Annotated in this window: 16 protein-coding genes and 6 tRNA genes; 4 read left to right on the top strand and 18 right to left on the bottom strand. The window is 68.8% G+C overall.

The features are described from left to right. Together B5F23_RS06815 and B5F23_RS06810 are read left to right on the top strand one after the other, a co-directional pair. On the top strand, positions 1-1,032 hold the full coding sequence (locus B5F23_RS06815; RefSeq protein WP_087353067.1) for an ABC transporter ATP-binding protein: 1,032 nt from the start codon (positions 1-3) through the stop codon (positions 1,030-1,032). 122 nt (positions 1,033-1,154) lie between these two features. Beyond that, on the top strand, positions 1,155-2,150 hold the full coding sequence (locus tag B5F23_RS06810) for a histidinol-phosphatase (protein ID WP_087353065.1): 996 nt from the start codon (positions 1,155-1,157) through the stop codon (positions 2,148-2,150). A gap of 14 nt (positions 2,151-2,164) precedes the next feature. Here B5F23_RS06810 and B5F23_RS06805 read toward each other — a convergent pair whose 3' ends face one another. The 6 genes from B5F23_RS06805 to B5F23_RS06780 form a co-directional block, all read right to left on the bottom strand. Beyond that, a complete protein-coding gene (locus B5F23_RS06805) occupies positions 2,165-3,007 on the bottom strand; it encodes a PHP domain-containing protein (protein WP_087353063.1) in 843 nt (280 codons plus the stop codon). Positions 3,008-3,162: 155 nt separating this feature from the next. Beyond that, a complete protein-coding gene (gene carB / locus B5F23_RS06800; RefSeq protein ID WP_087353061.1) occupies positions 3,163-6,372 on the bottom strand; it encodes a carbamoyl-phosphate synthase large subunit in 3,210 nt (1,069 codons plus the stop codon). Then, positions 6,373-7,641 (bottom strand): glutamine-hydrolyzing carbamoyl-phosphate synthase small subunit, encoded by a 1,269-nt coding sequence (carA, locus tag B5F23_RS06795; protein WP_241145819.1) that lies wholly within the window; start codon positions 7,639-7,641, stop codon positions 6,373-6,375. Between the two features lie 445 nt (positions 7,642-8,086). Next, positions 8,087-9,442, bottom strand: a complete 1,356-nt coding sequence (gene gdhA, locus B5F23_RS06790; protein ID WP_087353057.1) for an NADP-specific glutamate dehydrogenase — start codon at positions 9,440-9,442, stop codon at positions 8,087-8,089. Between the two features lie 204 nt (positions 9,443-9,646). Further along, positions 9,647-9,720 (bottom strand) — tRNA-Gly (locus B5F23_RS06785). A gap of 6 nt (positions 9,721-9,726) precedes the next feature. Continuing rightward, positions 9,727-9,803, bottom strand: a tRNA-Pro gene (locus B5F23_RS06780). 133 nt (positions 9,804-9,936) lie between these two features. Between B5F23_RS06780 and B5F23_RS06775 the strand changes: the two genes are divergently transcribed. Beyond that, positions 9,937-10,866: a diacylglycerol/lipid kinase family protein gene (locus B5F23_RS06775; RefSeq protein ID WP_087353056.1), complete on the top strand. Its 930-nt coding sequence runs from the start codon at positions 9,937-9,939 to the stop codon at positions 10,864-10,866. Between the two features lie 167 nt (positions 10,867-11,033). On the opposite strand, the gene ptsP is transcribed toward B5F23_RS06775, so the two are convergent. From ptsP to B5F23_RS06730, 10 genes are all read right to left on the bottom strand, one after another. Then, positions 11,034-12,737, bottom strand: coding sequence for a phosphoenolpyruvate--protein phosphotransferase (gene ptsP, locus B5F23_RS06770; protein WP_087353054.1), 1,704 nt, complete (start codon positions 12,735-12,737; stop codon positions 11,034-11,036). A gap of 76 nt (positions 12,738-12,813) precedes the next feature. Beyond that, the gene (locus B5F23_RS06765) at positions 12,814-13,833 is read right to left on the bottom strand and encodes a 1-phosphofructokinase family hexose kinase (RefSeq protein ID WP_087353052.1); all 1,020 of its coding nucleotides are present in this window, start codon (positions 13,831-13,833) and stop codon (positions 12,814-12,816) included. A gap of 151 nt (positions 13,834-13,984) precedes the next feature. Further along, positions 13,985-14,061: transfer RNA gene (locus B5F23_RS06760), tRNA-Arg, on the bottom strand. 22 nt (positions 14,062-14,083) lie between these two features. Next, positions 14,084-14,701, bottom strand: coding sequence for an NUDIX hydrolase (locus tag B5F23_RS06755; RefSeq protein WP_087353049.1), 618 nt, complete (start codon positions 14,699-14,701; stop codon positions 14,084-14,086). Next, positions 14,698-15,483 carry a DNA/RNA non-specific endonuclease gene (locus B5F23_RS06750; RefSeq protein WP_087353047.1) on the bottom strand — a complete coding sequence of 262 codons (786 nt, stop codon included), beginning with the start codon at positions 15,481-15,483 and terminating at the stop codon, positions 14,698-14,700. Before B5F23_RS06750 ends, B5F23_RS06755 begins: the two co-directional genes overlap by 4 nt. 328 nt (positions 15,484-15,811) lie before the next feature. Beyond that, a tRNA-Lys gene (locus tag B5F23_RS06745) sits at positions 15,812-15,887 on the bottom strand. 6 nt (positions 15,888-15,893) lie between these two features. After that, positions 15,894-15,969, bottom strand: a tRNA-Lys gene (locus B5F23_RS06740). A gap of 13 nt (positions 15,970-15,982) precedes the next feature. Further along, a tRNA-His gene (locus B5F23_RS06735) sits at positions 15,983-16,058 on the bottom strand. A 94-nt stretch (positions 16,059-16,152) separates the two neighbouring features. Beyond that, positions 16,153-16,302: a hypothetical protein gene (locus B5F23_RS09740; protein ID WP_158096141.1), complete on the bottom strand. Its 150-nt coding sequence runs from the start codon at positions 16,300-16,302 to the stop codon at positions 16,153-16,155. Positions 16,303-16,304: 2 nt separating this feature from the next. Next, the gene (locus B5F23_RS06730) at positions 16,305-17,054 is read right to left on the bottom strand and encodes a Fic family protein (protein ID WP_087353044.1); all 750 of its coding nucleotides are present in this window, start codon (positions 17,052-17,054) and stop codon (positions 16,305-16,307) included. A gap of 144 nt (positions 17,055-17,198) precedes the next feature. Between B5F23_RS06730 and B5F23_RS06725 the strand changes: the two genes are divergently transcribed. Further along, complete coding sequence (locus B5F23_RS06725; protein ID WP_087353043.1) at positions 17,199-18,272, top strand: M42 family metallopeptidase; 1,074 nt, start codon at positions 17,199-17,201, stop codon at positions 18,270-18,272. Between the two features lie 393 nt (positions 18,273-18,665). Here the strand turns inward: B5F23_RS06725 and B5F23_RS06720 are convergent, their stop codons facing one another. Beyond that, positions 18,666-19,676, bottom strand: a complete 1,011-nt coding sequence (locus B5F23_RS06720; protein ID WP_087353040.1) for an aspartate-semialdehyde dehydrogenase — start codon at positions 19,674-19,676, stop codon at positions 18,666-18,668. A gap of 47 nt (positions 19,677-19,723) precedes the next feature. Beyond that, positions 19,724-21,055 carry an aspartate kinase gene (locus tag B5F23_RS06715; protein ID WP_087353038.1) on the bottom strand — a complete coding sequence of 444 codons (1,332 nt, stop codon included), beginning with the start codon at positions 21,053-21,055 and terminating at the stop codon, positions 19,724-19,726.

The raw sequence follows: 21,055 nt of genomic DNA, 5'->3' as shown, positions 1-21,055 counted from the left end.
ATGGCTTACATCGAGTTTAGGGACGTCGTGAAGCGCTTCGGCGACAACACCGTCCTCGACCACATCAACTTCGGCATCCAGCGGGGCGACCTCGTGACGCTGCTCGGCCCCTCCGGCTGCGGCAAGTCCACGCTGCTGCGCTGCCTCTCGGGCCTCGAGAGCGTCAGCGAGGGCCAGATCGTGCTCGACGGCCGCGACGTCACCAACGTGCCCGCGTCCAAGCGCAACATCGGCATGGTCTTCCAGCAGTACAGCCTCTTCCCCAACATGACCGTCGAGCAGAACGTGGCCTTCGGCCTCAAGATGAAGAAGGTGCCGAAGGACCAGATCGAGAAGAAGGTCGCCGACGCCATCGAGATGGTCGAGCTCAAGGGCAAGGAGCGCGCCTACCCGGCCAACCTCTCCGGCGGCCAGCAGCAGCGCGCGGCCCTCGCCCGCTCCATCGTGACCGAGCCCTCCGTGCTCCTGCTCGACGAGCCCCTCTCGGCCATCGACGCCAAGCTCCGCAAGGCGCTGCAGTCCCGCATCCGCGAGATCCACAAGGAGCTCGGCCTCACCACCATCTTCGTCACGCACGACCAGGACGAGGCCATGGTCATGTCCGACGTGATCCAGCTCTTCCACTCCGGCCGCATCGAGCAGGCAGGCAGCCCCGTCGAGGTCTACACGAGCCCCGTCTCGGAGTTCGCCGCGAGCTTCATCGGGAGCTACAACCAGCTCAGCGCCGGCGAGTTCTCCCGCCTGACCGGCGTCTCCGTCCCGGCCGGCAACGTGGTCGCCGTGCGCCCCGAGACCATCGGCATCTCCCTCGAGAGGCCCGAGGCCGCCGAGGGCGCCTACGTGGTGCGCGGAACCGTCGTCGACAGCACCCCGCGCGGCAACGTCTTGCGCTACACCGTCAACGTGGGCGAGACCACGCTGCGCGTCGACGTCCTCTTCCGCAGCTTCCACATGTTCAACGACCTCGACACCGTCTGGCTCACCCTCCCCGAGCACGACTGCCTCTGCATCCCCGCCGAGAGCGCCGCGTAGAGCGCGGGGACAAGCGACCCTTCCTTCCTTCCTTCCTCCGGCCCGTGCGTCCCCCGACGCGCGGGCCGGCCCACAAGAGCACCGTACGCCGCGCCACGCGACGTCAGACCCAGGAGCGAACCATGCCCTTCTCAGACCAGACCTTCCTCGCCCCCGGCGGCAACCGCTACAAGGGCAACCTGCACAGCCACACCACCAACTCCGACGGCTGCCTCACGCCCGCGGAGTCCGTCGCGGCCTTCCGCGCGCACGGCTACGACTTCCTGTGCCTCTCCGAGCACGACCTCTACACCGACTACTCGGACGCCTTCGACGACGAGGGCTTCGTCATCCTCCCCGGCCTCGAGGCCTCGGCCTACCTCTACGCGGACGAGTCCGAGTCCGTACGCCTGCGCTGCCACCACATGCACGGCATCCTCGGGACCGACGAGATGGTCGCCGCGGCGCCGCGGCGCTTCTCGCACATGGAGCGCCTCGAGCCCATCCGCTGCCACGGGAGCTGGGACGGCGAGGCCGTGGCCTCCGAGCTGGCGCGGCGCCTGGCCGAGCGCGGCTGCGCCGTCACCTACAACCACCCCATCTGGAGCCGCGTGGAGCCCGGCGAGTTCTGCGGGGCCGAGGGCTACTTCGCGCTCGAGCTCTTCAACTACGGCACGGTCAACGAGTCCGGAACGGGCTTCGACACCACCTACTGGGACCTCATGCTGCGCCGCGGGCGCCGCGTGCTCGGCTTCGCATCCGACGACAACCACAACGAGGGCCTGTTCGACGACGCCTTCGGCGGCTGGGTCGTGGTGCGCGCCGATGCCCTCACGAGGGAGGCGATCGTCCGTGCGCTTCTCGCCGGGGACTACTTTTCCTCGAGCGGTCCGGAGCTCCTCTCCTGGGGCGTCGAGGCCGGGCGGGTGTGGGTCGAGTGCTCGCCGTGCGAGCGCGTGAACCTCGTGGCGGGAGGCCCCATCAACGCGGGCGGCACCGTGATCGCGCAGGCCGGCACCGAGGGCCTCACGCACGCGGAGTTCGAGCTGCGCGGAGGCGAGACCTACCTGCGCGTCGAGTGCGTCGACGCGCGCGGGCGCACGGCCTGGTCGAACCCCGCCTTCGCGGACGAGGCGTAGCGCGCAGGCACTCCCTACCGCAGCGGCATGGCCTCCCAGGAGCCGTCCGCGCGCGGGACCTCGACCGTGCGGTAGCCCACCTCCCAGGCGTGTCCGTAGGCGGCGCGGATCCCGTCGCACATGTCGGCCGGGCGGTGGGCGTCGGAGCCCACGGTGATGGGCACCCCGGCGGCGCAGAAGCGCTCGAGCAGGCCGCGGGAGGGGTAGTAGTCCCCCACCCCCTTGCGCCAGCCGGCCGTGGAGAGCTCCACGCGCCTGCCCGTGTCGTGCGCGCACGCCACCATCTCGTCCCAGAGCGGCGCGAGGTCGACCGTTGCGGCAAAGCCCTCGTTTCGCATGCGCTCGGGGAGGTCGGGGTGCGCCATCGTGTCAAACGCGAGCGGACTCTCGCAGGCCGAGCACCACGCCGCCACGTAGCGGCGCCACACCTCGTCGGGGCCGAGCTCGCGCCATATGCGCTGGTCGGTGACGTCGTCGATCCACGCCCCGTCGTCCTGCTCGCCGAGCCAGTGCACCGAGCCCAGGCGCACCTGCGCGCCGGCGGACCAGCGCTCAACGTTCCCCTCGCAGCCGGGGTACCAGTCGCACTCGAAGCCAAAGACGCACTCGAGCTCGGGGTGGGCCGCGGCGGCCGCCTCCCAGGCGCCCCGGTGCTCCGCGAGCTCAGCCTCGACCACCTGGACGCTTCCGGACGGGTCCATGACGCGCGGGAGCGTGAGGTGGTCGGTGGACACGAGCACCGCGCAGCCGGCGGCCGCCGCGGCGGCGGCGTTCTCCTCGAACGTTGCGACCCCGTCCGAGAAGCGCGTGTGCGTGTGCGTGTCCACGATCGATCCGGGGTCGAGCGGTCGGGCCATGGTGCCTCCTTGGGGCCGCGGGTTCTTCTCGCCCCATTGTGCCGCATCGGGGCGCGCGGGAGTGTAAGCGTTTCACAAAGGCGGGCCGCCGGGCGAGAAGCCCGACGGCCCGCGCTCACGTCAACGACGCGTGTCGCCCGAGGAACGTCTCCAGCCTACAGGTCCTGGAGGGCGTAGACGTCGAGCGGGCCCTGCCGCAGCGCGGCGATGGCCTGGACGAGCGCCACCGCGCCGGACATGGTGGTGGCCATGTCGATGCCGCGGCTCACGGCCTCGCTGCGCATGCGGAAGCCGTCGCCGCGCGAGCTGTGGCCCTTGGGCGTGTTGATGAGGAAGGCGATCTTGCCCTCGGCCATCATGTCGATGATGTTGGGGCTGCCCTCGCTGATGGGCTTGACCACCTCGCAGGGGATGCCCGCGGCGCGCAGCGTCTTGGCGGTGCCGCGCGTGGCCACGAGGTCGTAGCCCAGGTTCACGAGCGACAGGGCCACCGGGGCCACCGAGCGCTTGTCGCGGTCGCACACCGAGACGAAGACGGTGCCGGACTGCGGGACCTGGTAGTCGATGGCCTCGCGCGTCTTGGCGTAGGCCTTCGGGAAGGTCTTGTCGATGCCCATGACCTCGCCCGTGGACTTCATCTCGGGGCCAAGCACCACGTCGGCGCCCGGGAAGCGGCTCCAGGGCATCACGGCCTCCTTGACCGCGTAGTAGCCCAGGTCGCGCCCCTCCTCCGGCAGGCCGAGGTCAGAGATCTTCTCGCCGCTCATGATGCGGGCGGCGCACTTGGCCAGAGGAACGCCCGTGGCCTTGGACGAGAAGGGCACGGTGCGGCTCGCGCGCGGGTTGAGCTCGATCACGAAGACCTGCTCGTCGCGGACCGCGAACTGCACGTTGAGCAGGCCCCTGATGTGGCAGGAGAGCGCCAGGCGGCGCGTGGTGTCGCGCACCTTGGCCACGATGCGGTCGGACAGCGAGAAGGGCGGGAAGCAGCAGGCGGAGTCGCCGGAGTGCACGCCGCACTCCTCGATGTGCTCGAGGACCGCGCCCACGTAGCACTCCTGCTCGTCGCACAGGGCGTCCACGTCGAGCTCGATGGCGTCCTCGAGGAAGGCGTCGAGGTAGACGGGGTGGTCCGGGGAGACCTTGGTGGCCTCCTCCATGTAGCTCACGAGGTCGCCGTCGTCGTAGACGATGCCCATGCCGCGCCCGCCGAGCACGTAGCTCGGGCGCACGAGCAGCGGGTAGCCCACGCGGCGCGCCACGCTCTTGGCCTCGTCGACGGTCTCGGCCGTGCTCGAGGGCGGGTAGGCGATCTCGAGGCGGTCGAGCAGGCTCGCGAAGCGGTCGCGGTCCTCGGCGAGGTCGATGGCCTCGGGCTGGGTGCCCATGATGGGGACGCCCGCGGCCTTGAGGCGCTTGGCGAGGTTGATCGGCGTCTGGCCGCCCAGCGTCACGATGACGCCCGCGGGCCTCTCGACCTCGATGACGTTCATGACGTCCTCGAAGGTGAGCGGCTCGAAGTAGAGGCGGTCGGAGGTGTCGTAGTCGGTGGAGACGGTCTCGGGGTTGCAGTTGACCATGACGGTCTCGTAGCCCTTGGCCGCCAGCGCGTAGGCCGCGTGCACGCAGCAGTAGTCGAACTCGATGCCCTGGCCGATGCGGTTGGGGCCGGCGGAGAGGATCACCACGCGGGGCTTCTCGGCCTCGTGGAACTCCGTGACGCCGCCCGCCTCGTAGGTGAAGTAGTGGTAGCTCGTGCGCGCCGCGAACTCGCCGGCGCAGGTGTCGACGGTCTTGACGCAGGGGCGCACGCCGAGCACCTCGCGCACCGCACGCACGGTGTCCTCGCGCTGTCCGGTGAGGTGTCCGATCTGCGCGTCCGAGAAGCCCAGCTGCTTGGCGGCCATCATGCGGTCGGCCGTGAGGCCGGCGAGGCCGAGCTCGGCGATGGCCTTCTCGGCGGTCACGACGTCGGCGATGCGGCTGAGGAACCAGCGGTCGATCTTGGTGAGCTCGAAGACGCGCTCGACGCCCCACCCGCGACGCAGCGCCTCGGCCACGTAGAGGATGCGGCCGGGCGTGGGCGTGGCCACGTGCTCCTCGAAGGCCTCCTCGTCGAAGTCGTCCGCGCCGTCAGCGCCCAGACCGGCGTGACCCTGCTCGAGCGAGCGCATGGCCTTCTGCATGGCCTCCTCGAAGGTGGCGCCGATGGACATGACCTCGCCGACGGCCTTCATGCGCGTGGTGAGGGTCTCGTCGGTGCCCTTGAACTTCTCGAAGGCGAAGCGCGGGACCTTGACCACGCAGTAGTCGATCGACGGCTCGAAGCACGCTGGGGTCTCGCGGGTGATGTCGTTCTCGATCTCGTCGAGCGTGTAGCCCACGGAGAGCAGGGCCGCCATCTTGGCAATCGGGAAGCCCGTGGCCTTGGAGGCGAGCGCCGAGGAGCGGGAGACGCGCGGGTTCATCTCGATGACGATGACGCGGCCGTCGTCGGGGTTCACGGCGAACTGCACGTTGGAGCCGCCGCAGGCCACGCCCACGCGCTCGAGGATGGCGATGGAGTAGTCCCTCAGGCGCTGGAGCTCGAAGTCGTTCAGCGTCTGGCACGGCGCCACGGTGATGGAGTCGCCGGTGTGCACGCCCATGGGGTCGAGGTTCTCGATGGAGCAGATGACGACGCCGTTGCCCGCGGAGTCGCGCATCACCTCCATCTCGATCTCCTTCCAGCCCTCGACGGACTGCTCCACGAGGACCTCGCTCTCCGGGGAGAGCGCGATGCCCTGCTCGGCAATGCGCAGCAGGTCGTCATGGGTGTAGGCCATGCCGCCGCCAGCGCCGCCGAGGGTGAAGGCCGGGCGGATCACCACGGGGTAGCCGAGCTCGTCGGCGATCTTCTCGCACTCCTCGACCGTGTGGGCGATGCCCGAGCGGGCCACCTCAAGGCCGATGTCGCGCATGGCGTTGGCGAAGAGCTCGCGGTCCTCGCCGGTCTCGATGGAGTCGATGTCGCAGCCGATGACCTCGACGCCGTACTTCTCGAGCACGCCGGCCTTGGCGAGCGCCACGGCGCAGTTGAGGCCCGTCTGGCCGCCCATGTTGGGCAGCAGCGCGTCCGGGCGCTCCTTCTCGATGACCTTGGCCACCGAGGCCGCGGTGATGGGCTCCACGTAGGTGCGGTCGGCGGTCTCCGGGTCGGTCATGATGGTGGCCGGGTTGGAGTTGACGAGCACGACCTCGTAGCCCTCCGAGCGCAGGGCCTTGCAGGCCTGGGTGCCGGAGTAGTCGAACTCGCAGGCCTGGCCGATGACGATGGGGCCGGAGCCGATGATAAGGATCTTCTTGATGTCGGTGCGCTTGGGCATCTAGAAGCGCCTCCCCTCGCGGACGTCGATGGCGAGGTAGTCGTCCTCGCCGCGCATGAGCTTGGCAAACGCCGAGAAGGCGTACGTGGAGTCGTTGGGGCCGGGCTTGGCCTCCGGGTGGTACTGCATGGAGAAGGCCGGCACGTCAAGGAACTGGATGCCCTCGGGGGTGCCGTCGTTGAGGTTCACGTGCGTGAGGCGGATGCGGCCGTAGCGCTCGTTCTGGACGACCGGGGCGATGCGGCGGGAGGACCAGAAGCGCAGGTCCTCGTCGGCCGGGTGCTCGGACACGCCGCCCGAGAGCTCGGGCACGAGCGGGCCGAAGGTCGAGAAGACCGGTCCGTAGTTGTGGTTCTGCGCCGTGATCTCCACCTTGCCCGTGAGCAGGTTCATCACCGGCTCGTTGCCGCCGTGGTGGCCGTACGGGAGCTTCTCGATGGTGGCGCCGGCCGCCATGGAGATGACCTGGTTGCCGAGGCAGATGCCAAAGACCGGCACGCGGCCCAGGCACGCGCGGACGGCCTCGGCCACGGACGGGACGCTCGACGGGTCGCCGGGGCCGTTGGAGAAGAACACGCCGTCGGGGTCCTTCGCGAGGGCCTCCTCCACCGGGGTGTCCCAGGGCACCACGGTGACCTCGCAGCCGGCCGCGGAGAGGCGCCGGGCGATGCCGCGCTTCTCGCCGCAGTCGTAGGCGACGACGGAGAGGCGGGGCTGGCCGTCGGCGTCCTGGCCGGGCACCACGTAGGGCTCGTCGCAGGAGACGTCGGCGACGTAGTTGTGGTCGGCGATCGGCGCGGAGGCGCGGACGCGCGCGACGAGGCTCTCCGGGTCGAGGTCGGTCGTGGAGATGGCCGCGCGCATGGCGCCGCCCTCGCGGATGGCGATGGTCAGGGCGCGGGTGTCCACGTCCTCGATGGCCACCACGCCGCGGCTCGCGAGGAAGTTGGGCAGGCTCTCGACGCTCTGCCAGTTGCTCGGCTCGTAGCACATGTCGTGCACGACGAGGCCGGCGAGGTGCAGGCGGTCGGCCTGCATGTCCTTCTCGTTGATGCCGTAGTTGCCCACCTGCGGGTAGGTGAGCGTCACGATCTGGCCCGCGTAGGACGGGTCCGAGACGATCTCCTGATAGCCCACCATCGAGGTGTTGAACACGACCTCGCCGAAGGTCTCCCCCTCGGCGCCGGCCGAGCGCCCAAAGAAGTGCATCCCGTTCTCAAGCGCGAGAAGCGCCCTCGGATGCCGGCCGCCATCCACCAACAGGTTCACAGCAACACCGCCCTTTCGTCCGCGCGCCCAGAGGCAGGCCGCAGCTACAAAAAACGGAGCCCGTGCAAGCGAGACTCCGACTAAGGCTGCGACATATGTTGTGGACGCCTTTTCGGTCTCTCGTACCGTCTTAAAGGTCTTGGATAGCATAGCAGTAAAGGCGTTGCTTGTGTCACGACATAACGGCTTCGCAAAAATCGCGCGCCGCGAGGGGCGCGCGCCCTTCTCGCCGGCCTGCGGTCCTGGCGATAGCCCCTCTTATACCTACGTTTTTGCTCGGGAAACGTAGGTTAGGGAGGGTTCAGGTTGCTTAATCCCTCCCACGCCAACACTTCTCACCTGATTCCGTAGGTTTGGGAGGGGTGAGCGAGAAGGACCTCAAGAAGAAAGTGGCCCCGGTCTCGCCACGAGACCGGGGCCACCCCCAGCTACAGGTTCTTCTCGCCTAGCAGACGCCCTGGGCCATCATGGCGTCGGCCACCTTGGTGAAGCCGGCGATGTTGGCGCCCATCACGAAGTTGCCCTCGTGGCCGTAGGCGCGGGCGGTGTCGTCCACGTTGTGGAACATGGAGCGCATGAGGTGCTCGAGCTTGCCGTCGACCTCCTCGAAGGTCCAGGACAGGTGCTCGGCGTTCTGGCTCATCTCGAGGCCCGAGACGAGCACGCCGCCGGCGTTGGCCGCCTTGCCGGGCATGAAGGCGACGCCGTTGTCCATGAGGTAGGCGGTGGCATCGGGCGTGGTGGGCATGTTGGCGCCCTCGCCCACGACCTTGCAGCCGTTTGCCACGAGCGCCTGGGCGTCCTCGAGGTGCAGCGTGTTCTCGCGGGCGCAGGGCAGCGCGATGTCGCAGGGGAGCTGCCAGACGCCGCGGCCGTCGCCCTCGTGCCAGGTGGCGCCGGGACGCTCGTCGACGTACATGGCCAGGCTCACGCCCTGGTCGTGGCCGGAGCGCTTCTTGTTGTAGATGTGCTCGAGGACCTGGTAGTCGATGCCCTCGGGGTCCTCAACCCAGCCCTTGGTGTCGGAGCAGGCGATCGTCTTGCCGCCGAGCTGGGCGACCTTCTGGATGGCGTAGATCGCCACGTTGCCGGAGCCGTGGACGACGACCTTCTTGCCCTCGAAGGAGTCGCCGTTGCTCTTGAGGTACTCGTCGACGAAGTAGACGAGGCCGTAGCCGGTGGCCTCGGTGCGGGCGAGCGAGCCGCCGAAGGTGAGGCCCTTGCCGGTGAGGACGCCGGTCCACTCGTTCTTGAGGCGCTTGTACTGGCCGAACATGTAGGCCACCTCGCGGCCGCCCACGCCCAGGTCGCCGGCGGGGACGTCGGTGTTGGGGCCGATGTGGCGGAAGAGCTCGGTCATGAACGACTGGCAGAAGGCCATGACCTCGCGGTTGGACTTGCCCTTGGGGTCGAAGTCGGAGCCGCCCTTGCCACCGCCCATCGGCAGCGTGGTCAGGCTGTTCTTGAAGATCTGCTCGAAGCCGAGGAACTTGAGCATGCCCACGGTGACGGTGGGGTTGAAGCGCAGGCCACCCTTGTAGGGGCCGATCGCGGAGTTGAACTCGACGCGGTAGCCGCGGTTGACCTGGACCTTGCCGGAGTCGTCGACCCACGGCACGCGGAACATGATCACGCGCTCGGGCTCGACGATGCGCTCGAGCAGGCTCGCCTCCTCGTACTCGGGGTGGGCGTCCAGCGCCGGCTGCAGGGTCTCGAGGACCTCCTTGGCAGCCTGGATGAACTCGGTCTGCTCGGGGTAGCGCCCCTCGAGCTCGGCGATGACCCTCTCGGAATACGTCATGTTCGCTCCAATCTCTGGACGGCACGAGGCCGGTTTAAGACGCCGTGAACAGGATACGTTCGGGAAACCAAAAGGCCCCGAAAGAGAATGCCACGTGTAACGGCATCGAACCGAGCGCGTAACGAGGTGTACACATGGGGCGAGAAGGACCTCGCGGACAAAAAAGCGGCCCGGGGAGCCATGTCCTCGGGCCGCGCGCTCTCATGGAGCGGGTGACGGGAATCGAACCCGCGTCATCAGCTTGGAAGGCTGAGGTTCTACCATTGAACCACACCCGCGTGCGGTGGTCGGGGCGACTGGATTCGAACCAGCGACCCTCTGCTCCCAAAGCAGATGCGCTACCAAGCTGCGCCACGCCCCGGTCGCAAGCTAGAAGTATAGGCGAGCGGGCCGCGCGGGGCAAGCGGGCACACAAAGCGCCCTTCCCAGGGCCGAGCCGCGGGCGACGCCTGGCGTAGAATGGTTGGGCGACAGACCACGCGAGAAAGGCCGCCATGTCCACATCGCCGCTCGGACGCACGCTCGTCATCGCCAACCCCGCCGCGCACAGCGGGCGCGGGGCCCAGGGCGCCACGTTCGCCGAGCGCTTCCTGGCAAGCTACTCCTCGGCCACGCGCGGCTACGAGCTGCGCCTCACCACCGCGCCCGGGGACGCCGAGCTCATGGCCGCGGAGGCAGACGGCTTCGACACCGTGGTGGCCCTCGGCGGCGACGGCGTGATCCACGAGGTGGCAAACGGCCTCATGCGGCGCCCGGCCGAGGGGCGCGCGCAGCTCGGCGTCATCCCGCTCGGGTCCGGCAACGACTACGCCCGCACGCTCGGCATGGCGAGAAACGACGTCGAGGCGGCGCTCGCCCAGCTCGTACGCGGCGTCTCGCGCCCGGTCGAGGTCGGGAGCGTGAACGGGACCCACTTCGTCCAGACGCTCTCCTTCGGCCTCGACGCGGCCATCGCGCTCGACACCACGGACCGCCGCGCACGAGACACCTCGCAGGAGGGCGAGGCGCTCTTCGTGACCTCGGGGATCAAGATCCTCTCCCAGGCGCGGGGAGGCTACGCCTGCGCGGCGCGCTTCGACGGCGAGCCGGCGCGCGAGCTCTCCACGCTCGTCTTTGCGATTCAGGTGGGGCCGAGCTACGGAGGGGGCTTCAGGATCTGCCCGGACGCGAGCCCGTGCGACGGGGCGCTCGACGTCTGCTACAACGTGCGCGTTCCGGCCCTCCCCCACCTGCTCGGCCTCTTCGGCCTTGCGCGCCGCGGGCTGCACGCGCGCTCGTCCGTAGTTCGGCTGCGCCGGATTCGCCGCGCCGAGCTGGACTTCGAGGTCGCGCCGCCCTGCCAGGTCGACGGGGAGCGGCTCGAGGGCTCGCACTTCTCGGTGGAGGTCGTCCCGCAGGCCCTGCGCGTCATCTTCCCCCGGTAGGCGCACGGTCTTCTCGCCCCTGAGCGCAAGCCCGGACCGCGCGCACGGTCCGGGCGCCTTTTCCGTGCGAAGGGCTCGGGCCATCCCCTCGCCGCACGCAAGACGGCGCCCCGGACCCTGAGGTGGGCCCGGGGCGCCGCAAGGGGTCTCTCAGCGAGACGCAGACGCTAGCGGGCGGCCGCCTGGAGCATGGCCTTGACCTCGGTCGCGGTCTTGAGCGCCATGACCTTCTCGGTGAGGGCGTCGGCGTCGGCCTTGGTCCACTCGGAGATGATGCGGCGCGTGCGCAGGATCGACGGGGCGCTCACGGAGAACTCGTTCAGGCCGAAGGAGATGAGCACCGGGATGAGCAGCGGGTCGGCCGCGGCCTCGCCGCACATGCCGACCATGATGCCGGCCTTGTTGCCCTCCTCGATGATGCGCTTGAGGGAGCGCAGGACGGCCGGCTGGTAGACGTCGTAGAGGTAGGCGACCTTGTCGTTGCCGCGGTCGGCGCACATGGTGTAGCCGATGAGGTCGTTGGTGCCGATGGAGAAGAAGTCGCACTCGGCGGCGAGGTCGTCGGCGATGAGCGAGGCGGCGGGGGTCTCGATCATCGTGCCGACCTCGATGTCCTTGTTGTAGGCGACGCCGCGGGCGTCAAGCTCGGACTTGCACTCCTCGACGAGGGCCCTGACCTGGCGAATCTCGTCGATGTTGGTCACGAGCGGCACCATGATCTTGATGTCGCCGAAGGCGGAGGCGCGCAGCAGGGCCGTGAGCTGGACCTTGTACTGGTCGGGGTTGGCGAGGCAGTAGCGGACCGCACGGTACCCCATGAAGGGGTTCTCCTCCTTCTGGAGGTTCATGTACGGGATCTCCTTGTCGCCGCCCACGTCGAGCGTGCGGATGATCACCGGCTGGTTCTTCATGCGCAGCGCGACCTTCTGGTACGCGGCGAACTGCTCGTCCTCGCTCGGGAGCTCCTTGGCGTCCATGAACAGGAACTCGGAGCGGAACAGGCCGACGCCCTCGCAGTCGTGCTCGGCCGCGACGTTGGCGTCGTCGGGGTTGCCGATGTTGGCGACGAGAAGGACCTTCTCGCCGTCGCCGGTCACCGTCTCCTTGCCGCGGTAGGCCTCGAGCGCGAGCTTCTCCTCGGCGTACTGCTTGGCCTTGGTGCGGTAGTGCTCGAGGTCGGCGTCGGAGGGGCTGGCGAGCACGCGGCCGCGCGAGCCGTCGACGATGACCATGTCGCCGCTCTTGATGTTCTTGGTGCAGTCGGCCACGGAGAGGACCGCGGGAATCTCGAGGGCGCGGGCGATGATGGCGGAGTGGGAGGTGCGGCCGCCCGTCTCGGTGACGATGCCGGCGACGTTGTCCTTGTCGATGTCCGCCGTCATGGACGGGGTGAGCTCGTGCACCACGACGATGGAGTTCTCCGGCAGGGTGGAGAGGTCGACGACCTCCTTGCCGAGAAGGTCGGCGAGAAGCCCCGTCTTGACGTCGGCGACGTCGGCGGCGCGCTCGCGGAACAGCTCGTCCTCCATGTTGGAGAACATGTTGTAGTACATGTCGTAGGCCTCGGAGACGGCCTGCTCGGCGCACATGCCGCTCTCGATGGAGCCGTTCACCATCTCCTGGATGCCCTCGTCCTCGGCGAACTCGATGTGGGCGCCCATGATGGCGGCGGCCTCCTCGCCCACCGTCACCTTCATGCGCTCGATCTGGGCGTTGGTCTGCTCGATGAACTTGGCGACCGCCGCGGCGTAGCGCTGCTTCTCGTCGCCGGCGTCCTCCGGCGCGTGCGGCGTGAAGCTGAGGTCCGGCTCGACGGCGACGCGAGCGACGCCGATGCCGATGCCGTCAGATGCGTTGACTCCCTCGTACATGTTCTCCCCCTACGTTCGGGCCGCGTCGCGGCCAGATCCCAACACGTTCACGCCTCCGTCGGAGGCGAGAAACACCTTATCGGGAGGACTCGCCCTTCTCGGACCCCTCCGCTGCCTCGGCCGCGGCGGCGCGGGCCTTGTTGTTCTCCATGTCCTGGGCGATGGTGCCGGGGATGGCCCTGCCCATCTTCTTGTAGAGCGCGGCGACCACGCGGTCGATCGTGGCGCGCTTGGCGATGCCCTTGCTCGCCGCGGTGGCGGTGCCGCACGCGGAGGCGAAGATCAGCGCCGTCTCGTAGTCGACGCCACGCGTGACCTGCGCGAGGAAGCCCGCGACCATCGAGTCGCCTGCGCCGGTGGCGTTGACGAGCTTGATCTTGGCCGTGGGGACCACGTGCTCCGCGCCGTTCTCGTCGAGCAGCAGCGAGCCGTGCCCGCCGCAGGAGATGATGACGTTGCGCGCGCCCGCCTCCTGGAGCTTGTGCGCGTAGGGCATGCACTCCTCGGGCTCCTCGATGTTGACGCCGTAGATGCGGCCGACCTCGTGGTTGTTGGGCTTGATGAGGAACGGGTGCATCTCGAGGGCCTCCATGAGCAGCTGGCCCGGGGCGTCGACCACGAACTGGATGCCGCGGCCGCCCAGGCGCTTCATGATCTGGGAGTACATGTCCTCGGGGAGGCTGTTGGGGATGGAGCCGGTGAGCACGAGCGTGTCCCCGGCGCCGACGATGTCCATGCGCTCGAGCAGCTCGTCGACCTTCTTCTCCGGGATCTTGGGGCCCATGCCGTTGACCATCGTCATGACGATGCCGTTGAGCTTGATGTTGATGCGGGTGTAGCCGCGGTCCAGGCACACGAAGTTGCTGGCGATGCCCTTCTCCTGGAGGCGCTTGAGCATGTAGTCGCCGGTGAAGCCGGCGGAGATGCCCATGGCGATGCTCGGGACGTCGAGCTCGTTCAGCAGCGTGGAGATGTTGATGCCGTTGCCGCCGCAGTGGAGCTCCTCGGAGGAGGACCGGTTTGTGAAGCCCATGTCGAGCGTCAGGGGGTGCATGACATAGTCGAGGGCGGGGTTCAACGTCATTGTGTAGATCAACGCGCGCTCCTTCCAACGGGCGGCCACACCTAGTTCAGTATGCCTCACGTCACAGCCGACTCGCGCAGAAATACGCGAGCGCGCGCGTCCTTGCGGCCAGAGGTGTCACAGGCCGGGTGCCCTGGGGGTACCCGGCCCGGTCCGAGTCCGCTGGTGCGCCCTGAGGGATTCGAACCCCCGACCTTGAGATTAGAAGTCTCCTGCTCTATCCAGCTGAGCTAAGGGCGCGTGGACGAGCGCGGCACACATTTTAGAGCATCCCAAACGCCTTCGCGGCGAGAATGCCCGTAACGGTCTTGGCATCATCGATCAGGCCGAGCCGTATGGCCTCGAGGGCGACGTCCGCCGGCACCCACACGACGTTCAAAAGCTCGCCCTCGTCCGGGCGCGCCGGCCCCTGGGAGAGCCCGTGGGCGAGGTAGACCGAGGTGTGCTCGTCGGTGAAGCCGGGCGCGCCGTACGACTCGGCGATAAGCTCGAGCTGCTCGGCGACAAGGCCCGTCTCCTCGGTGAGCTCGCGGGCCGCGCACGCCTCGCGCGGCTCGTCGGCGTCCACCTTGCCGGCGGGGATCTCGAGCGTCATGCGGCCGAGCGCCACGCGGTACTGCCGCACGAGGCAGACGCGCCCGCCCATCACCGCGAGCACCCCGGCACCGCCGTGGTGGCGCACGACCTCGCGCCACGAGCGGCTGCCGTCGGAGAGCTCGACCTCGAGGTGCTCGACCGAGAAGATCCTCCCCTCCCACTCGAGGTCACGCCGGGTCACCTCCTCCAGGAGGGCCGGGTCGGGCCCGAGGGCGCGGCGGACGAGCGCGAGGCCGTCGTCCTTCTCGCCGGGGCGTGCGTCGAGCGTAGTGCCTTCCGTCATGCCTGGTCACCTCCTGCGACCGAGAACTCGCCGGTCGCGTAGTCGATGTCGTATCCGCTCGCGGCGTTGAAGACCTCCACCTCGAGGTCGAGCGCCCCGTCGGAGGAGCGCACGTCCACGATGACGCTGCGCGCCACGAGCTCCGCGCCCGCGTAGACGGGAGTGGCGCTGTAGTAGACGGTGCCGTCGGGGTTCTCTCTCAGCCAGTCGCGGGCGAGGCCCTCCGTGTAGGCCATGCCGCCGTCCTGCCCGCGGTTGTCTCCCACGTTCTGCGTGCGCGTGCCGGTGACGAGGTTCTCGGCCGCGTCCGCCCCGCCGAGGGACTTGGCGAGCAGGTGGCTTCTGTTGTAGAGGTAGCCGTGGTAGGTGCTGCCGTCGGGCATGGCGATGTCGACCTCGGCGTTGTGCCCCCACCCGGAGGGCTCGACGTCCGAGATGTCCTCGCGCTCGCGCTCGCTGCCCGCGCGCGCCATCTCCGGCGTGACGAGCGCGGCCACGCGACCGGTGCGCCCGAGCTCGTCGAGGCCCTCGTAGCGAGCCTCGCCGGGGGCGAGGTCGACATCGACGACGGCCGTGCCGAGGACGCGGTAGTAGTCGGGGTAGGCCTGCGCGTCCCACTCCCCGAGGCCTGCCCGGGCCTCGGAGGGGACCGCGGGCTCGGACGGGGGCAGCCAGCCCCAAGGCGAGGGGGCTCCCACGACGGCCGAGACCGCGACGACAAGCGCGGCGAGAAGGGCGAGCGGCCCGCGAGACCGCGTCTTCCCGTGCCTCCTGCGTGCCATGCGTGCCCCCCTTCCGTCCTCCTTCTGGCAGGATACCACGGGGGCCGGACGGAGCGGGGCCCCTGGGCCGCGGTCGCCGCCGACGGCCGCAGGCCCTTCTCGCCCCGCACCTGCCGAGTGCGCGAAATTCGAAGGTTTCTCTTTGGCCCCGGGCCTACGCTCCTTGCCGCCAACTGGGAAAACTTCGGGTTTGTGTCGGTAAACTTGAAAAACTCACGCCGAATATCGCGCACTCGATAAAGGGCGGCCGAGAAACGCCCCGCACCTGCGGGCCCTCTCGGCACAGAAAAGCGGCCGGGCACCTAGGCGCCCGGCCGCGTGATTCCGATGGTGGATCGTCAGGGGTTCGAACCCTGGACCTTGGGATTAAGAGTCCCCTGCTCTACCAGCTGAGCTAACGATCCAAAGAATGGTGGATCGTCAGGGGTTCGAACCCTGGACCTTGGGATTAAGAGTCCCCTGCTCTACCAGCTGAGCTAACGATCCGTATTCTGTTGTATGGGGTGGGCGAAGGGGCTCGAACCCTCGACCTACGGGACCACAACCCGTCGCTCTTCCAACTGAGCTACGCCCACCATCCAGCGACCTCTTCAGGCAGCTCGACTATTTTGCACTACCGCGCCGGGCGATGCAAGGACTTTTTTCCCGGATTCCGGTTTCCTCCACGCCTCAGGGGCCGACGCAGCTCAGGAGCGCCCAGAGCACCGCGGCGAGCGCGACGAGAAGAACGAGCGTCGCCGCGCACCCTCCCAGGCACGACCCGCACCCGAGGCGCGGCCCGCGGCCGCTTCGGTCAAGGTCGGAGGAGCTTCTCGCCATGGCTAGCCGAGGACGCCTTCCCACGTGAGCAGCGTCTCGCTGCGCAGGAAGCGGCGGAAGGGGCCGATGTCGCCCTCGAGGTGGAAGACGTCGAGCCCCGCGTGGTACGCGCCGTGGTCCTGCGCGCGGATCACGATGGGCGGCATCCCCATGGCAAGCAGCACGCCGTTCATGAGCAGACGCGCCGTGCGCCCGTTGCCGTCGGCGAAGGGGTGGATCTCGAAGAGGCGCGCGTGAAGGTAGGCGGCTATGGTGAGGTGGCGGCTGCCCTCCTCCAGGTACGAGTTCACGTCGTCCGCGAGGACGCCCACCGCGTGAGGCACCTCGACCGCGGGGATGCCGACGCTTGCCGGGCCGCCCACGTAGTTCTCGAGCTTGAAGGTGCCCGGGCGCTCGCCCGCAAGCAGGAGCTTCTCCTTGTAGGTGCCCATGGTCACGAGGCCATGGGCCTCCTGGATGAGCTCCTCGCTGAGGCACGGATCCTCCGCGAGTCTGGCGCGGGCGAGGTCCCAGGAGATCTTGAGGTTGCGCGCCTCGACGAGCACCTGGACGTCACCCGTGTAGTCCTTGACGGCGTCACCCTTGACGATCTGGCTCACCGTGGCAAACGTGAGCTCCTCGTTCTCGATCTTCTCGGAGTTGTAGACGTAGTCGACCACAAAGTCACGCAGAAGCTCCTCGCGCCGCTCGTCGGAGAGCGCCACCCACGCGGCGACGAGCTGGTCGTAGCGGTCCTTCAACGAGTCTGCCATGGGCACCTCCCCGTCCGGGATAACCTTCCGAGCATTCTAGGGCCCCGCAGGCCGGTGGGCGGCGCCTCTTCCGTCAGAGGCGCTCGGGGCTCGGTGGAGGGGCGGCGGGATATACTGTCCGCGTAGCCGTGCGAAGGGATCGACATGAACATCAACGAAACCGAGGTCGCAGAACTTCTCGGCGCGCTCTCGGACGCGAAGGCGCCGTCCGGCTTTGAGGACGAGACGCTGGCCGTGGTCCGCGAGTTCTGCGAGGGCTGGGCGCGCGTGGACGAGAACACGCTGCGCGACGGCCTCATCACGCCGCGCAGCTTCACCGGCGAGAAGCCCGTGCTCATGCTGGACGCCCACGGCGACGAGGTCGGCGGCATGGTGCGCGCGATCCACGCCAACGGCACGATGAGCTTCGTCGAGCTGGGGCGCTTCTCGCCGGGCGCGCTGGATGGGCAGGACGTGTGGGTCCGCGCGACAGACGGCTCGTGGGTGCGCGGGGTCGTTGGCGTGAAGCCCCCGCACTTCTGGAGCGAGGCCGAGCGCGCCGTCGGGCGCGGATCGCTCGCGCTCGACGTGGGCGCGACGTCGCGCGAGGACGCGATCGGGCGCTTTGGCATGGGGATGGGCGAGCCGTTCGTGCCCGCGACCTCGTTCTCGTTTGACGGGCGCACGGGCGTCGCGCACGGCAAGGCCTTCGACTGCCGCGCGGGCGTGTGCGCGATGCTGCTGGCCCTGCGCGAGCTCTCCGGCCGCGACGACCTGCCGTTTGACGTCGTGGCGTCGGTCTCGGCCCAGGAGGAGGTCGGCGAGCGCGGGGTCGCCGCGGCCGTGCGGCACTTCTCGCCCGCCGTCGCGTTCATGTTCGAGGGCTGCCCGGCCGACGACACCTTTGCCCCCGCAGACGAGGTCCAGGCCGCCCTGCGCCGCGGGCCGATGTTCCGCTATTTTGACCGCTGCATGATCACCAACCCCCGCTACCAGCGCTTCGTTCTGCGAGCTGCAGCCGAGGCGGGGCTCTCCGTCCAGACCTCCGTCCGCGAGGGTGGCGGGACCGACGGCGGGCCCGTCCACCAGCTCGACGTCCCGTGCGTGGTGGCCGGCGTGCCGTGCCGCCACGTCCACGCGGGGACGGCCATCTGCGCGCTCGAGGACGTGCGGACGACGGCCGAGGTTGCCGTTGCGGTGGCGGAGCGCCTCACGCCGGAGGTCGTCGCGGGGTTCTAGGCGCAGGAGGCTCGGGCGACGGGCGATGCCGTGCCGCAAAAGCGGCCCGATTGTGCGTCTCCCCTCCCGCGCGTCGGCAGGACGGCCCCGTCTGCCAGAAACCGCGCGCGATTGGGTGGCATGTTTGATGGCGCTCGCTTGCCATGGCGTTCCGTGACAGCCGCCAACTGGGAAAACGCTGCCAGAGGGGCGAGAAGAACCTCGCGCCGCGAGGTCGCGTATCAAGGATGCCACCCAATCGCCGCGGCTTTACGTCGCGGCGGCCCAACCGAGGCCCGACCGCGGCCCCGCGCCGCAACCCAGGCCGCCGCCGCAAGGCCCGCGGGCACGACGACGGCGGGGCCGGCAACGCGCCGACCCCGCCGTTCTTCTCGCCAGGCCTGAGGAAGTGGCCTACGCCAGGTACTCCGCGATCTGCACGGCGTTGGTGGCCGCGCCCTTGCGGATCTGGTCGCCGCAGCACCAGAACGTGAGCGCGGAGACGCCCTCGGGGGCGGAGAGGTCGCGCCTCAGACGGCCAACGTAGATGAGGTCCTGGTCGGAGGTCTCGAGCGGCATCGGGTAGCGGCTCGCCGCGGGCTCGTCCACGACCTTCACGCCCGGCGCGGCCTCCAGGATCGCGCGCGCCTCCTCCACGGAGAGGGGACGCTCAAACTCGCAGGTGATGGACTCGGAGTGCGAGCGCACCACGGGCACGCGCACGCAGGTGCAGTTAACGCGCAGCTCGGGCAGGTGCATGATCTTGCGGCCCTCGTTCTGCATCTTCATCTCCTCGGAGGTGTAGCCCTCCTCGTTGAAGCCGCCGATCTGCGGAATGAGGTTCTCCGCGAGCTGGTACTGGAAGGGTTTGCTCTCCCCCACAGGCTCGCCGGCGGCCACGCAGCGAATCTCGCGCACGAGCTCGTCGAGGCCCGGCTTGCCCGCGCCGGAGGCGGCCTGATAGGTGGAGACGATCAGGCGCGTGAGGCCGGCGGCCTGGTGAAGCGGCCACACCGGAACAAGACCGATGATCGTGGCGCAGTTGGGGTTGGCGATGATGCCGTGGTGGCCGGCGATGTCCGCGGCGTTGACCTCGGGCACCACGAGGGGAACGTCGGGCTCCAGGCGGAAGGCGTGCGAGTTGTCCACGCACACGGCACCGCGCTTCACGGCCTCGGGGAGCAGCGCGCGGGCAGTGGCGTCGTCGGCGGCACCGAGCACGATGTCCACGCCCTCGAAGGCGTCCTCCTCGGCGAGCTGGCACGGAACCCCCTCGCCACGGAAGGTCACGGGCTTGCCCACGGAGCGCTCGGAGGCCAGCGGCACGAGGCGTCCCACAGGGAAGTCGCGCTCCTCGAGGCACTGGAGCATCTGCTGGCCAACAACGCCCGTGGCGCCCAGGATTGCAACGGTCTTCTCGCTCATTGGCGGGTCCTTTCTGCGGAATGATGAAAAGGGACTGTCTCTTTTCATCAGCTGGCGGTGACCATCTCGTCGCGGACGAAGCGGTCGTAGATCACCTGGATGGCGCGCTCGAAGTCGTCGTTCTCGACGCCCATGATGATCGAGATCTCCTGGGAGCTCTGCGTGATCATGCGGATGTTGACGCCCGCGTCGCCGAGCGCCCCGAAGATCTTGCCCGAGGTGCCGCTGCGCTTGGACATGTTGCGGCCGACCACGGAGACCAGCGCGAGCTTGTCGACCATCGTGATGTCGTCGGGCTCGAGCTCGCGGCGGATGTCGGTGATGATCGAGTAGATGGAGTCGCGCACGTCGGCGCCGTTGACCACCACGGAGAACGAGTCCACGCCCGTGGGGATGTGCTCGACCGAGACCCCGTAGCGCTCGAAGACGGAGAGCGCGCGGCGCACGAAGCCCACCTCGCCCGACATGTGGGCCTTCTTCACGTGCACGGAGATGAAGTCGCGCTTGCCGGCGATGCCGGTGATGAGGTGCTCGTCCTCGCCCGCACGGGCCTTCTCGCGGATGATGGTGCCCTCGTCGCCCGGGCGGTTGGTGTTCTTGATCTGGATGGGGATGTTGACCTCGCGCACCGGGAAGATGGCCTCCTCCTGCAGCACCGAGGCGCCCATGTAGGAGAGCTCGCGCATCTCGTCGAAGGTGATGCGGCGGATGGAGCGCGGGTTCTCGACGATGCGCGGGTCGGCCGACAGGAAGCCCGAGACGTCGGTCCAGTTCTCGTAGAGGCCCGCGTCGATGCAGCGGGCCAGGATGGCGCCCGTGATGTCGCCGCCGCCGCGCTGGAAGAGCTTGATCTGCCCGTCCACCGTGGCCCCGTAGAAGCCCGGCAGGACGAAGGAGCCCTCGCGCACCATCACGTCCTTGAGGCGCGCCGCGGTGCGCTCCATGTCCACGTCCCCGTTGTGGTGGAAGACCACCACGTCGGCGGCGTCGACGAAGGGCATCTGCAGGTACTCGGCCATGAGGTGGGCCGTGAACCACTCGCCGCGGCTGACGATGTACTCGGGAGAGTGCTTCTTGATGTTGTCTGCGAAGATCTGGAAGCGCTCGTGGACCGGCCACTTGAGCCCCAGCTCGTCGGCGATGTCCAGGAAGCGGCGCTCGATGTCGGCGAGAAGCGCGGTGCAGTCCACGTGGTACTGGATGTGCGCGTTCACGAGCAGCAGGAGGTCGGTGATCTTGTTGTCCGAGGAGTCGCGCTTGCCCACGGCCGACACGACCACGAAGCGACGGTCGGGGTCGGACTCGACGATGCCCTTGACCTTGCGGAACTGCTCGGCCGAGGCGACCGAGGAGCCGCCGAACTTTGCGATCTTGATCAT

The sequence above is a fragment of the Olsenella sp. An188 genome (assembly GCF_002160255.1).
Taxonomy (GTDB): Bacteria; Actinomycetota; Coriobacteriia; order Coriobacteriales; family Atopobiaceae; genus Thermophilibacter; species Thermophilibacter avistercoris.
Note: the sequence above shows the minus strand (reverse complement) of the source record. Positions and strands in the feature narration are given on the sequence as shown.